This is a genomic window from Spirulina subsalsa CS-330 (genome assembly GCF_028330765.1).
Lineage (GTDB): Bacteria > Cyanobacteriota > Cyanobacteriia > Cyanobacteriales > Spirulinaceae > Spirulina > Spirulina subsalsa_A.
Genome location: NZ_JAQMTY010000195.1, coordinates 1 through 14788 on the forward strand (window position 1 = coordinate 1; position 14788 = coordinate 14788).

General features: G+C 54.6%; 9 protein-coding genes and 1 tRNA gene. 4 read left to right on the top strand and 6 right to left on the bottom strand.

All coding sequences use genetic code 11. The features are described from left to right. Positions 1-300: 300 nt before the first annotated feature. Positions 301-1797, bottom strand: a complete 1497-nt coding sequence (gene cobA, locus PN477_RS13610; RefSeq protein ID WP_272115468.1) for a uroporphyrinogen-III C-methyltransferase — start codon at positions 1795-1797, stop codon at positions 301-303. Positions 1798-1905: 108 nt separating this feature from the next. On the opposite strand from cobA, the gene PN477_RS13615 reads away from it, so the two are divergent. Beyond that, positions 1906-1979: transfer RNA gene (locus PN477_RS13615), tRNA-Val, on the top strand. A gap of 132 nt (positions 1980-2111) precedes the next feature. Here PN477_RS13615 and PN477_RS13620 read toward each other — a convergent pair. The 4 genes from PN477_RS13620 to PN477_RS13635 form a co-directional block, all read right to left on the bottom strand. Next, positions 2112-2420, bottom strand: coding sequence for a DUF3593 domain-containing protein (locus PN477_RS13620; protein ID WP_272115470.1), 309 nt, complete (start codon positions 2418-2420; stop codon positions 2112-2114). A gap of 60 nt (positions 2421-2480) precedes the next feature. Then, complete coding sequence (locus PN477_RS13625; protein WP_272115472.1) at positions 2481-2783, bottom strand: DUF2499 domain-containing protein; 303 nt, start codon at positions 2781-2783, stop codon at positions 2481-2483. A 60-nt stretch (positions 2784-2843) separates the two neighbouring features. Beyond that, positions 2844-6341, bottom strand: coding sequence for a response regulator (locus PN477_RS13630; RefSeq protein WP_272115473.1), 3498 nt, complete (start codon positions 6339-6341; stop codon positions 2844-2846). Positions 6342-6533: 192 nt separating this feature from the next. Next, entirely contained in the window at positions 6534-7298 is a 765-nt protein-coding gene (locus tag PN477_RS13635; protein ID WP_272115475.1) for a transporter substrate-binding domain-containing protein, read from the bottom strand. Between the two features lie 57 nt (positions 7299-7355). Between PN477_RS13635 and PN477_RS13640 the strand changes: the two genes are divergently transcribed. Then, entirely contained in the window at positions 7356-8549 is a 1194-nt protein-coding gene (locus tag PN477_RS13640) for an ABC transporter substrate-binding protein (protein WP_272115477.1), read from the top strand. Positions 8550-8645: 96 nt separating this feature from the next. Here PN477_RS13640 and PN477_RS13645 read toward each other — a convergent pair whose 3' ends face one another. After that, a complete protein-coding gene (locus PN477_RS13645; RefSeq protein WP_272115479.1) occupies positions 8646-10253 on the bottom strand; it encodes an alpha/beta hydrolase in 1608 nt (535 codons plus the stop codon). 81 nt (positions 10254-10334) lie between these two features. Here PN477_RS13645 and argF point away from each other — a divergent pair, with 81 nt between their 5' ends. Continuing rightward, entirely contained in the window at positions 10335-11264 is a 930-nt protein-coding gene (argF, locus tag PN477_RS13650; protein ID WP_272115481.1) for an ornithine carbamoyltransferase, read from the top strand. Positions 11265-11502: 238 nt separating this feature from the next. Then, positions 11503-14788, top strand: a 3286-nt coding sequence (locus PN477_RS13660; protein WP_417158818.1) for a type ISP restriction/modification enzyme, incomplete at its 3' end; no start/stop codon positions are given.

Here is a 14788-nt window from a genome sequence, read left to right on the forward strand (position 1 = left end):
CAGGATAAATCAATGGCGTTAGTCGTTGAGCCTAGCAACCCTCTGCAACTCTCGTTGTTTGAGTGGATAAATGGTCAGGTAACTGGCTGTTCAGAATCCCCCACTATAGCCCGTAGGGTTTAGTGGGGGAGTATGTCAATGTCGTGACACTAGCGAGCAAGATGCTTGCACTACGGAATTATCGGATTATTTCCTTACGTTTCATAAATCCACTCATGCCGAACCCGTTTTAACGGGTGTTCGCTCTGAGCCAAGACCTTCAGTTCTGGGTGGTGGTGGGTTTCTGGGCGATGTGAGGTCTTATGGGGTGGCGTAGTGTAGCCGGATCGCTTGGGCTAAACCTTCTAGGGTGTAGTCCTGGGCTTCGATATCGACGCGGCCGAAAATGCGATCACAAGCCTGGGACGTTTGCGGGCCAATGGAAGCCAGCGTCACCCGCTGCATTAACGCCTCCCAACCGGGCACGCTTTGGATCAGGGTGTGAACATTCTGCACGGTTTTAGAACTGGCAAAGGTGATCATGTCCACCTCACCCGCCGCTAAACGGTGACGAGCCGCCAGGGGGATCGTTGCCGGACAGCCGGATTCATAGGCCGGAGCCTCGATCACCGTTGCGCCTTGGGCTTGGAATTCCTGCACCAAGACATCGCGCCCGCCCGTTTCGACGCGGGGAAAGAGCAGCGTTTTGTCGGCCAATCGGTCAGGAAAATGAGTCACCATCGCGTCAGCGACATAGTCCGGGGGGATGAAGTCGGCGGTGAGGTGATAGGCTTGCAGGACTTTGGCGGTTTTGCGACCCACGACGGCAATTTTGCAATGACCGAGGGCGCGACTATCAAGCTGGTGATGGGCGAGGCGGTCAAAAAAGGCGTTGACCGCATTGGCGGAGGTGAGCAGGAGCCAATCCACACGGGAGAGGGTTGCGATCGCTCCATCCAACACCGCCCAACTCGATGGCGGCCGAATCTCCAAGGCCGGCAGGTCGATCACCTGCGCCCCCTGTTGTTCGAGCAAGTCCCGAAAGACGCTGGCCTGCTCCGCTGAGCGCGTCACCACAATGCGTTGCCCCGCTAAGGGGTTGACCGGATTTTGTTGCATGGTCACCACCTCTCCAATCACGATGACACAGGGCGAAAGTCGTTGCCCTGCGGTCTGCTCTAGGATATCAGCACAGGTTCCGCGCCACACCTGTTGTTGGGGTTGGCCGCCGTGACGGATGACAGCGATCGCCCCAGACGGCGATCGCCCCGCCGCGATCAACCGCTCCACAATTCCCGCCAAATTCCGCCCCCCCATCAAAAACACCAGGGTTTCCAACTGCGCCAACGCCCCCCAGGCCAACCCGTCGAGATCATGGGCCGTCATCACCGCAAACCCCTGACTCAGCACCTTATCCGTCAGCAAAATCCCCGCTAATAACGGAGCCGCTAACGCCGAGGAGACTCCCGGCACTAGTTGCCAAGGACAGGCGGCCGCCGTGAGGGCCTCAAGTTCAGGGTGCGATCGCCCAAACACCCCCGGATCACCACTTTTCAGCCGCACCACCTGCTTCCCCTGCTGACAATAGGCGATCAACATCTGATTAATCTGAGCTTGGGGCGTGCTGGCTTCTCCCCCCCGTTTGCCCACCTCCAGACAGAGGCAATCCGGGCGCGTTGCCGTCAAAATCCTAGGGTCAATCAACCCATCGTGAATGACAATATCCGCCCGGCGCAACACGGATACCGCCTGCTGGGTCAGGGTGGCACAGTTCACCCCCGCCCCCACTAAATACACCTGACCGGGCAAGATTGGCATGGCGGTTCGTTTAACGATTCAACATCATCCAGTGTACGGCGCGGTGAATTTTTTTTGAGAGCGATCGCGATTTTGAGAAAATGCTGTGTTACGATGGTTAATCGCTGAGGACGCATAGCTCAGTTGGTTAGAGTACGTCGTTGACATCGACGGGGTCACTGGTTCGAACCCAGTTGCGTCCATATTTAGAGGCTGTTTGAAACGTCAAACTCAGATCCAAATCATGAGCCTCACTCAATGGAAACAAGGGGCTGAAGCCCCTTGCCTCTCTATTCAAGAACAAGGGGCTTAAGCCCCTTGCCTTCAACAACTTCTTAGGGCGAGTCTGGGGAATTTTTTGCGGCTTTGGCGGCTTGGACGGCTTGATAGAAGCCCAGCACCACAAAAATATTAGAGAGGGTGAGGAAAAATTCTGCACCGCCGTGGAGCCAGTCCACATTGGCTAAGGTTTCACCATAGGCGACTTTGGCATAGATACCGGCGGGGATGGTGACGGCGACGAAGACGAGGAGAACATAAAAGCCGATCATGGCGAGGCGGGGGAAGCGGTGCGATCGCGCCATGAACCACAAAAACCCCAAGTAGGGCAACAACGATATCGCGAACAAATTATCTTTTGACATAGGACTTGCAAGAAAGGGGATCGCAGCAGAGGCAAGGGGCTGAATTGAGCGGCAAGGGGCTTAAGCCCCTTGTTTTGTTTGGCGATAGATCCACCAGGCGGCGGCGCAGAGGGTGCAGTTGCCGATTACCGTCGTGGCGGCTTGGAGGGTGACGAGCCAATCCAATTCCGGGGGATTGTCGAAAAAATGCCAGGTACAGGCACACATCGCACTCACCAAAGCCGGTAGCATCCCCACCGAGAGCGCCCACCAACTGCGATCGCCCGTAATCTCCCCCAACCGCCACACCAGCCAAATCGCGGTGATCCACTCAATCACACTCGAAACATGAATAATCCAGGTCGGAATCGAAAGAGCATGCATGGCAAATCTGACCGATGAAAGCAACAGGGCCATCATCCCATAGGAATCAAGGCTGTGGCCCTATCCCTTCGTCACCCAAAACGCCCAAGTGGGTTCAGCAATACCCTTTAGTTGGAGTTGTTGGAATTTTTCCACTTCTTGATCATTGAGAAATGCCGCCACTTCCGACGACACCAAAATGCTGTTGGGTTGGGCGGATTCTTGGAGGCGGGCGGCAATATTCACCGGCGGGCCGATGGCAGTGTAGTCGGAATGGTGCTCACTGCCGAACATCCCCACCACAGACTGCCCCTGGTGGATGCCACAGCGGAAGCGCACCGGCGGCGGATCGTTATCATTGACGATGCCTTGGTCTCGCCAGCGTTGGTTTAAGTCATCCAAGACCCGATACATGCCCCGCGCCGTTGCCACCGCCCGCCGCGCTTGTTCTTCTGGGGTGAGAGATTCCGGCGCACCAAACAAGGCCAAAATCGCATCCCCCATAAACTTATCCACCACCCCGCCATTCTCAAACACCACCTGGGTCATCGCTTCGAGGTATTCATTCAACAGCCGCGCAATCCCCCGCGATTCTAAGCGGCTCGACAATTGCGTAAACCCGACAATGTCACTAAACAAAATCGTCACGAGGCGGGGTTCTGGGTCAAGATCCAGCTTCATATCGCCTTGGGCAGCGCGGCGCACCATTTCGGGCGGTAAGAACCGTTTCAGCACCGCCTCGGTGAGGTAGTCGTTGAGTTCCTTCATCCGCTCTTCATTGGACTTCAAGGCCAACATATTGCGCACACTGGCGAGGAGTTCGCGATCGTTAAAGGGTTTCGAGAGATAGGCATCGGCCCCCTGTTCGGTTCCCTCGATCCGGCTCATCTCGTCGGCCTTGGCGGTCAGTAAAATAATCGGTATGCCCCGCAATTCTTCATTGGCTCGCACCATCCGGATCAAGTCCAACCCGGACACCTTCGGCATCATCAGGTCACTAATAATCAGTTTCGGCCGTTGTTCTTCTAAAACGCTGTAACCTTCCGCGCCGTTGCGGGCTGTGCAGACAGGATAACCGGCGGATTTTAACACGTAGGATACATAACTGCGCAGATCTGAGTTGTCGTCTACTACTAAAATCAGTTGCTTTTGGGGTTCAATCCCGTCAGGAGTCATGCCGTCTGGAATTGTTGCCAGGGGCAAATCCGGCAGGGAGGCTTGATCTTCGTCTTGTAATTCCACTTCGAGGTCGGCGAGTTCTACGGCAGCGCGGGTGATCTGGACTTCGCTGGAGACTTCGAGAATTTGATCCGAAGGGAGATGGGTGGAGCCGTGGTGCAGCCAAATGATGAAGGCTGTGCCGGTGGTTTCCTCGGCGGTGGCATCGTCTTGGTGGACGGATTGGACGGTGATTTGGCCGCCGTGGAGTTCGACGATTTCTTTCACCAAGGCGAGGCCGAGACCCGTGCCTTCGTAGGAACGGTTGACGGAGCCTTCGGCTTGGCGAAAGCGATCAAACAAGAAGGGAATTTGGGAATCGGCGATCCCGATGCCGCTGTCGCGGACTTCGAGGCAGACGTAAGCTCCGGCGGGTTTGACGCTGACGGTGATGCTGCCGTTCGCCTCGGTGAATTTCATGGCGTTGGAGAGGAGGTTGTACACCACTTTGTCGAATTTTTCGAGGTCGAGGTAGACGGAGTCACAGGGGGTGAGGTGGCTGATCAGGTGGAGGCCTTTACGATCGCAATAGGGCCGAAAGGATTCTAAAATTTGCTCGACAAATTCCGTCAGGTCACAGGGGCGAAATTTGGGCTGCATCCGACCGGCATCGAGGCGTTGGAGGTCGAGGAGTTGATTCACTAAGCGCAGGAGACGGCGGGCATTGCGCAGGGCGATTTGGGTTTGGTCGCTAGGGAGGGGTTGGTCGCGATGGGTGGCGGCCTCTAAGGGGCCGATCATTAGCGTCAGGGGGGTGCGGAATTCGTGGGAGATGTTTTGGAAAAATTCGTTTTTTTGGCGATCGAGTTCGAGGAGGCGTTCGGCTTGTTGGCGGGTTTTTTGGTAGAGGCGGGACTGTTGCACGGCGATCGCTGCCTGAGAGGCCACCGCTTTCGTCAGTTCAAGATCCGCCCGTGACCAGGTGCGGGGGACTTCACTTTGGCGGAGGCTAATACTGCCGATGATTTGACCATCGACGAGCATCGGCACAATCAGCAGGGCGCGGGCGGGCGATCGCAACGGCAGATCACTGCCGTACTCATCACTGGTTTGGTCTTGCTCCTGCATGTTGTTGATCACCACCGGCTCTTTGGTCTGCAAGAGTTGTTTTAAGACCGGATTGCCGGCGATCGGCGCGAGGGATTGGGGCAGTTGTGGTGGGGGGTCTGGGGCATTGGGGTCAAGGGCTGTCCCATCGTCGGCCCAGGTGGAGGTGCGATCGTACAGGCCCACACATTGCACATATTCATCGGCCTCTGTCCAGAGGGACAGGGCACAGCCATCCACATCCAGCGTTGTCCCCAACCGCTTGGTGATCGTCATGAAAATTTCCTGGGGATCAAGGGTGGAGCGGATCGCTGAAGTGATTGTGTTGATCAGGGTTTCCCGCTTCGCCAAGGACTGCACTTTTTCATAGGCTTGGGCTTGGGAAATGGCCAAGGCGGCCTGATCTGCCACCATGATCCCCAGTTGGATTTCGTCGTCTTCCCAGATGTGTTCGCGATCGCACCGATGGAGCGCCAACACCGCCACCAAATCCAACTGCGCCAGCAAGGGCACAATCAAAATCGACTCCACCCCCGCCGCCGCCAAGACCGGGTAGCGATCGCCCCCATCGGGAATCTCGCCCAAACAGTCGGGATTGCTCTGCACCTCCTGAATCACCGTCACATCCTCCTGTTCCCAGACCATCGCGGCGTATTGGGCCTCGTTCAGGGGAGCGATCGCCTCTTCTTTTTGGTAGGCCAAAATATCGCTATCTTCATCCACGGCAACGCAGGTTTTCAGGATGCACACATCCACATCCAACAGATGCCCCACCGTATTCACAATCGTCTGGAGCACCTCCCGCAAGGGGGAGGCAGAGGAACCCCGCCGCCGATGTTGGGCATTGCGGATCGTGTTGGTGACCGTATTCAGTAGGGTTTCTCGACGCAGGGAGCGGCAGAGTTCTTCGGTGCGAACTTTCAGGACATTATGGGTGTCGAGGGCTTGGCGGACAATGCCCTTAAGGTGCTCGGCTTCCCAGGGTTTCGTGACATATTTAAACACCTTACCGCTGTTGATCGCTTCAACGAGATCATCCACATCGGTATAGCCCGTGAGCAAAATCCGGATGATGTCGGGATATTGTACAGCGGTGAGGCTCAAAAACTCCGTCCCGGTCATGATCGGCATCCGTTGGTCGGAAATGATCACAGCGATGTCGGGTTCTGCGGTCAGTACCTCAAGTCCCGCCGGGCCATTGTCAGCACGAAAGACTTTGTACTCTCTATGAAAGGTGCGGTAGAGCAGATCGAGGTTATCTGGCTCATCGTCAACCACCAATATTTTCGGCTTTTTGCGTTGCTGAGACTTCATCCATCGATCTCCTACCGTCTGCGCCAGACTTCAGGAAGCCAAGGTAAGGTTGTTTTCACGTTGCTTATGGTTTCCATGCTTGGTCATGACGCACCCCAACCAATGTATGTGGGCATAGGATATTTCTCCTACCATAGTACAGAACTTTCAGGACAGCGACGGGAATTGCTCGGCGGGGATTGGCCCAGAGCCTCAGGGGGCGAGGAGTCCCCAGCGAATTTGCTGCGCTTGGAGCCATCCGGACTCTTCCAGGGTTTGGAGGGCTTGGTTGATGGCCACGAGGAGCGCACCGGTTTGGGGGCCTTTGGGGATGGCGATCGCTAACGGTTCACTAGACAGGCGATCCGGTAAAACACGGTAAGCGGGATGGGCTTGCTGCCAACCGATCAAGATTGTGCGATCGCCCGCAAAGGCCGCCGCCTGGCCCGCTTCGAGCAAGTCTAGGGCCCCTTGGTAGGACTCCACGCCGATCAGTGCGACGCTGGGGTCACGATGGCGCAGGACAGCGATCGCACTCGACCCCGGCAAGACTGCGATCGGTTGCCCGGCGAGATCCGTGAATTGTGTAATCCCTGCCTGGCGAGTGATCACGCTCGTACTGTTGAAATAGTAGGGGCGACTAAAATAGACGAGGCGCGATCGCATCGTCGTCGCCGTCACCCCCGCGATCGTGATATCCGCCTCCTCCCGATAGAGGATTTCGACGCGATCGCGATTCTGCACCGGCACAAACTCCACCGTGGCATCGTCACCGAGAATCTGCCGCACCACCGCCCGCGCCACCTCAATTTCAAAGCCCTGCAATTGCCCATCACTGCCCACAAACCCCAAGGGCGGCGTATTGTCCTTCACCGCCACCGTGAGGCGGTTCTGGGCCTGAATTTCAGGCCATTCTGTGGCATAACTGGAACATAAAGGGTTAACAGGAACGAGGGGCAGAGCGATCGCCCCCCCCAACAATGCCGCCCAGACCTGTCTACTCCGTCCGTTGCGTCCGATAACTCCCTCCTTGCCATGACCTGGTCTCGTCGTACATTTCTCGCCTGTTTTGGGGTGAGCTTGGCCCAACTCGCCGCCTGTCGCCCCCAAACCCCTGATCATCCTGATGATGCTGATGTTAATCTAACCCTTCCGGACACGATCCGCATCGGAATTTTGGCCCCCTTAACCGGCCCCCATGCCGCTGCGGATGGCCTGCCCCTCGTCCAGGCGGCGGAATTAGTGGTTAATGAAGTGCATCGGGCCGGGGGGATCGAAATCTACGGGGAAAAACGCCCCCTTGAACTACGCCTCGCGGATGAATTGGATCGCCCCGACCATGCTGTTGCTGCGGCCCGGCGGTTGATGTTTCAAGATCAAGTAATTGCGATCGTCGGCTTGCCCCTCAGTTTTACCGCCATTCCCGTCGCCAACTTCACCGAAATGATCCCGATCCCGACGATCAGCACCACCTCCACCCACCCCGACACCACCGCCAACAAAAACTATGTGTTTCGAGCCGGGTTTATTGATGATGTTCAAGGGCGGGTCTTGGCGGAATTTGCCTATGGGGATTTGGGGGCGCGGCGGGCGGCGCTGCTGTACGACATTGCCAGTGTGTACAATCAGGGCCTTGCGGAGACCTTTGCGGCGGCCTTTACGGCGTTCGGCGGGGAAATCGTCCACCGGGAAACCTATACCACCCAAGCCGACCCGGATTTTCGCCCCGCCTTGGCGCAGATTCGCGATCGCACCCCTGACCTCCTCTTTCTGCCCAACTACATCAACGACATCCGCCGCCAAACCGCCCAAGCCCGCGACCTCGGCATTACCGCCACCTTCCTCGGCGGCGATGCCTGGGACAGCATCCAAACCCAACCCGACCCCAGCCTTGACGGTAGCTACTTCGCCACCCACTGGTACGCCAACCCCGATGATCCGAAGATCCGCGCCTTTATCACCGCCTACCGCGAGGCCTACCGTGTCCCCCCCAACCTCAGCGCCGCTCTGGCCTACGATGCGATGCACTTACTCCTAGAGGCGATCCGCTCCCAAGGCCGCACCGATGCCCAGGCGATCCAAGCCGGTCTCCAGAGTATTCGGAATTTTGACGGGGTGAGTGGTACGATTCGGTTTCGCGGTACGGGCGACCCGATTAAAACGGTGGTCATTGTCCAGATCGACGGCGATCGCCTCACCATCGCCCAAACCATTACCCCTAGTCTCTAGCCCTCCATGCGCTTTTTGCCCCGCCGCCCCACAGTCACGGTGGGCAGCGGGGGAATCCGTGCGCCTTGAGACCGGGGAGGGTCTCACCCCAGCAGATTAGCGTCGTTTCAATTGGTCAGAGGTGAGGGTGTTGATCACACTCATGGGCATGGCGGTGTTGGAGAGGGATTGCACATAGTCAGCGCGGAGATAGGGGCGATAGTTGGGGGTTCCGGCGATATAGAGGCCGAAAAATGCCACGCCGAGACTGCGCATATAGTCTTGGGCGATCGCCGGATCAGGCCCTAACACCGCTGGCGGCAATTCCACATCCTCATCGGTTTCCCCTAAGGTGGAAAAATGCGTACCGTTTCTCAATAGCACTAAATACCGCTCCGGGGTTTGCAAGGCCGTGAAGGGTAAGATTTGCTCATCAAGGGCGGGGGTGACGGTGTCGGCGCTGCCCGATACGATCAGCGTCGGAATGTCAATTTTGGCTAATTCTTCTGGGCCGAAGATTTCGCTGCTGAGGGGGTTAATCGCGATCGCGGCTTGTACCCGTTCATCCCGGAACGAGGGCGGCGTGGCTGGGGGCATGAATTGCGGCAGTTTTAAGGCGGCACATTGCAACACCAGAGATAGATTCAGGGCATAGAGACTATCGGGACAGGCGGCGGCTAGGGCCTCTTGGTTAATCCCCGCACCGGCCAAGGCGAGGGCGGTATAGGCCCCGAAGGATTGACCAATCACCCCCACCGCTTCGAGGTTGAGGCGATCGCCGTACTGCTGAGTGAGCCAATCTAAAACGAGGGTGATGTCTTGGGGACGGTCGAGGAGTTCCTCCGGTGGCGTGATTTCGCGGGCGAGACCGGAGGCCAGGGCGGCCAACTGTTCCCCGTTGCTGCCGGGATGTTCCGGGACAGCGACAGCAAACCCGTAGGACACCAAATGTTCAGCGAGGTAGGCGAAGGTTTGGCGGGTCGAGCCGAGGCCGTGGGAAATGACCACCACCGGCGCATTCCCCCGCAGGTTCTGTTCCGGGAGGTAGAGGGTGAGGGGAAATTCTCGTTGCCGGGTGGAGTCGGTGAGTTGCCATTCTTGCACTTCAAAGTTAAACGGGCCCGGTGTACGCAGATCCGAGGGGAGGGGGGGCGTAGATTGTGCGATCGCATCCTGTGCCGCGATCGATTCCACCACCGCGATCGCCCGATCCGTCTCCTCGGTTTTCCGGCTCACCAAACTCACCAACTCAAACGCCAACGCCGAATTAATCCGCAACCCCTTCACCGGAAACTTCCGCAACACATTCAACGGTGTTAACCCCTCCTCCGGATCTGCCGCCGCCAAGATCAACGCCGATCGCAGGGCATAGAACCCCGATAGCCGTTGCCGCGTCAAAATCAATTCCCCCACCTGCCACAACATCACTTCACCCTGGGGCGAATAGAGAAATTGCGAAATCGTAATCGGATCAACCGGGGCGCGTTGGCTCAGTACCGTCCGCAATTCCGTGAGTTGTTCATCGCTCAACCGTGCGGCCACATCCTGAAAATCCGGGGCAATTTTACCCGTTGCCGCATATTGTTCTAAGGACTCCACCGCGATCGAAAATTCCAACGGCCCGAAGTTAAATACAATCGTTTCGGCAGCGATCGCCACCCCCGGAACCAACACCCCCAATGGCATCACCAACACCCCCACCACACCACGCCACCACTGTTTCATCTCAGCTTTTCCCCACAATTCAAATCTAGATATAATAAAGTTCTTGAAAAATCCACATTCTCCGGTGCAGCCATCAAATCTATGAGTATCCAAGACCTCCACGGACGCGATTTACTCAGCCTTGCCGACCTCGACTCCACCCAACTCCACGAACTCCTCGCGGTGGCCACTGCCCTGAAAACGGGAGCCGAAAAACCCCTCTGTAACAAAGTGCTGGGCTTACTCTTTTACAAAGCCTCCACCCGCACCCGTGTCAGTTTTTCCGTTGCCATGTATCAACTCGGCGGCCAAGTCATCGACCTCAACCCCAGCGTGACCCAGGTGGGCCGAGGCGAGCCGATAATTGACACCGCCCGTGTCTTGGATCGCTACTTGGATATTTTGGCGATTCGCACCTTTGCCCAAGCCGACCTCCAAACCTTTGCCGACTACGCTCAGATTCCGGTGATCAATGCCCTCACGGATCTCGCGCACCCTTGCCAAATTCTAGCCGACTTGCTGACGATGCAGGAACAGTTCCAAACCCTCAAGGGACTGACCTTAACCTATTTGGGCGATGGCAATAATGTGGTGCATTCGCTGTTGATTGGCTGCGCCCTCGCGGGGGTGAATATCAATGTTGCCACGCCCCCGGACTATGCCCCCAGTCCCGCAGTGGTGGCCCAAGCCCAAGCCCTCGCCCTCCCTGATACGACGATCAAGATCCTCACAGACCCGATCGCTGCCGTGGAAAATACCAATGTGCTCTATACCGATGTGTGGGCGAGTATGGGTCAGGAGGATCTCGCCGAGTCGCGGATTCCGATTTTCCAGCCCTACCAAATTAATGATGATCTGTTGAGCCATGCCGATCCCGATGCGATCGTGCTCCATTGTCTCCCGGCACACCGGGGCGAGGAGATCACCGAGTCGGCAATGGAGGGATCGCATTCTCGAATTTGGGATCAGGCGGAAAACCGGATGCACGCCCAAAAAGCCCTCATGGCCTGCCTTTTGGGGCTTGTGGGTTAAGCTCCCCCCAGTCGGGGATTTGAAATCCCCGCCTCAGAGCAAAAACCCGTTAAAACGGCTTCCACAGTGGGCATCAGCCCACTTTCGCGATGAGCCAAGAACTAAAGTTCTTGGCTCATCGGGGTTGAGCAGATTCATCGACGGAGAGGGGGATTAGACGCAGGCGAGGTCAACGTTTGCACATTAAGATAAGCAGTAGTCTGGGTGAGGGATTGGATTACTTTAAGGAGCTTGCGCTATGTCTAAGCTGTTGGTTACGCAATATCAACGTCAGATTGAAGAGTTTAAGCGGTACGGCGGTTCTGCAAATGAATCGTCAATTCGGGGCGCGTTTCAGGTGTTGCTGGGGGAATATTGCAAGACGCGAGATTTTCGGCTGATTCCGGAATTGGAATATCGCGATCGCAAAATTCGGCCCGATGGGACGGTGAAGGATGCGCTGCGGTTGGATTGGGGCTATTGGGAAAGTAAGGATCAGTATGATGATCTGGATTTAGAAATTGAGAAGAAGTTTGCGAAGGGCTATCCCCAGGACAATATTATTTTTGAGGATTCCCAAACGGCGGTGTTGTTTCAGGCGGGGCGGGAGCAGCGACGCATTGCGATGGCGGATGCGGCGGCGTTGGATGGGCTGCTGCAAGAGTTTATTAATTATGTGCGACCGGAGGTTAAGGGGTTTCGGGAGGCGTTGGAGCGGTTTAAGGAGGATGTCCCGGCGATCGCGTCTGAGTTGCGATCGCGCATTGCCCAGGCTTCCGACAATAACCCCCAGTTTCAGACCCAACGGGATACGTTTTTAACCCTCTGTCAGCAGTCGATTAACCCCAATGTGTCGCTGGATGATGTGACGGAGATGATCATTCAGCACATTCTATCTGAGGATATTTTTACCAATGTGTTCAATGAGGCGCAGTTTCACCGTGATAATAATATTGCGCGATCGCTCTCTGGGGTGATTGAAACGTTTTTTACGCGCTCGGTGCGGCGGGATACGCTGAAGAGTATCGAGCATTATTACGCGGTGATTAAGCGGGAATCGGTGAATATTGCGAATCACCACGAGAAGCAAAAGTTTCTCAAGGTGATCTATGAAAATTTCTACAAGGCGTACAATCCAAAGGCGGCGGATCGGTTGGGAATTGTCTACACGCCGAATGAAATTGTCCGTTTCATGATCGAGAGTACGGATTTTTTACTACATCGGCATTTCGGCAAGTTGTTAGAAGATCCAGGGGTGGATATTCTCGATCCGGCGACGGGGACGGGGACGTTTATCACGGAGTTGATCGAATATTTAAATCCCCATCGTTTGCGCGAAAAGTATTGCCATGAAATTCATTGTAATGAGGTGTCGATCTTGCCCTATTACATTGCGAATCTGAATATTGAGTTCACCTATCAGCAGAAGATGGGGGATTATCATGAGTTTAATAATATTTGTCTGGTGGATACGTTGGATCATACGGCGTACCACGGGAAACAGATGGATCTGTTTGCAATGACGATGGAGAACACGAAACGGATCAATCGTCAAAATGATCGTGATATTTCGGTGATTATTGGTAATCCGCCTTACAATGCGTGGCAGGATAATTTTAATGACAATAACGCGAATCGTCTCTACAAATCGATTGATCAACGAATCAAAGAAACCTACATAAAACAGGGAAAAGCTCAAAACCAAATCGCGGTTTATGATATGTATGTGCGGTTTATGCGTTGGGCTTCGAGTCGTATCGGCAAAAATGGCATCATTAGTTTTGTGACGAATTCATCTTTTATTGATGGCTTAACATTTGATGGATTTCGGAAGGTGGTGAGTGAAGAGTTTAGCGATATTTATTTGGTTGATTTGGGGGCAGATATTCGCAAAAATCCAAAACTTTCAGGAACAACGCATAATGTTTTTGGAATTCAAGCGGGTGTAGCGATTAGCTTTTTTGTCAAGAAAGAAGGGGGCACGATTTCAGATTGTCGCATCCATTATGTGCGCCGTCCAGATGATGAAACGGCAGAGGAAAAGTTAAGCTATTTATCTTCACAAAAAATACAAAATTTACCGTTTGACCATGTGCGACCGGATAAAAAGCACAATTGGATTAATTTAACCGATAATGATTTTGATGAGTTGTTGCCGTTGATTGATAAAGAAGTGAAAGCGGGGCGATCTGAAAAGGCAATTTTTCAGTTATTTTCGCGGGGTGTTGCAACTCAGCGCGATGAGTGGGTTTATGATTTTTCTGAAGAGTCGTTAACGGCAAAAATGAAGTTTTTCGTTAAGACCTATCAAGCGACATTGAAAGATCCGGATTATACAGATCGTGAAAAAATCAAATGGGATCGTGAGCTAACAAAATATCTGGATCGGAAAATCCCTAAAGAGTTTGATAAGGAATCTATAGTGATTAGTCTTTATCGACCTTTTACAAAAGAAAACCTTTATTATGATAAGCATTTTAACGGAATGACTTATCAATGGCCAATTATTTATGGTAGGGCGTTTCAAAATCTTTGTTTAGCCTTATCTGGTACTGGTAGCTCTAAACCATTTCAAACCTTGGCCTCTGATCAAATTATCGGTCTAGATTGTTTAGAGAAAACTCAATGTCTCCCGCTCTATCGCTACGACAAAAACGGGAACCGTCACGATAATATTACCGATTGGGCGTTAACTCGGTTCCGCGAACATTATCAGCCCTCTCCCCCGGCCCCTCTCCCGCAGGAGAGGGGAGAAATTAGCCCTCGCCCTGTGGGAGAGGGTTGGGTGAGGGCAAATGTTCAAAGTCCCTCTCCTGCGGGAGAGGGATTTAGGGAGAGGGTCGATTCGGAGATCAGCGAACTCAGCTATATTGTCGGGGCAAGACGTTCAATTCCTGATGTGCTGTTGGAGAAGGCTAGAGAATTACGAAAAACTGAGACCCAAGCTGAAAAATTACTCTGGCAATGCTTAAGAAATCGACAACTTAATAATTTTAAATTTCGGAGACAGCACAATATTGGTCAATACATTGTTGATTTTTATTGTCATGATGCCAAGCTGATTATTGAGTTAGATGGTGGAATTCATGAGCAGCAAAAAGACCGCGATCGCGATCGGGATGATTGGCTGCAAGCGCATGGTTTGAAAGTGTTGCGATTGAAGAATGAAGAGGTGATCGAAGGGTTAGGTGAGGCATTAGAACGGATTGCATGGGCATTGGAACCCTCTCCCCCGGCCCCTCTCCCGCAGGAGAGGGGAGAAATTAGCCCTCTCCCTGCGGGAGAGGGTTGGGTGAGGGCAGATACTCACAGTCCCTCTCCCCCGGCCCCTCTCCCGCAGGAGAGGGGAGAAATTAGCCCTCGCCCACAGGGAGAGGGTTGGGTGAGGGCAGATACTCACAGTCCCTTTCCCCCGGCCCCTCTCCCACAGGAGAGGGGAGAAATTAGCCCTCGCCCGCAGGGAGAGGGTTGGGTGAGGGCAGATACTCACAGTCCCTCTCCCCCGGCCCCTCTCCCGCAGGAGAGGGGAGAAATTAGCCCTCTCC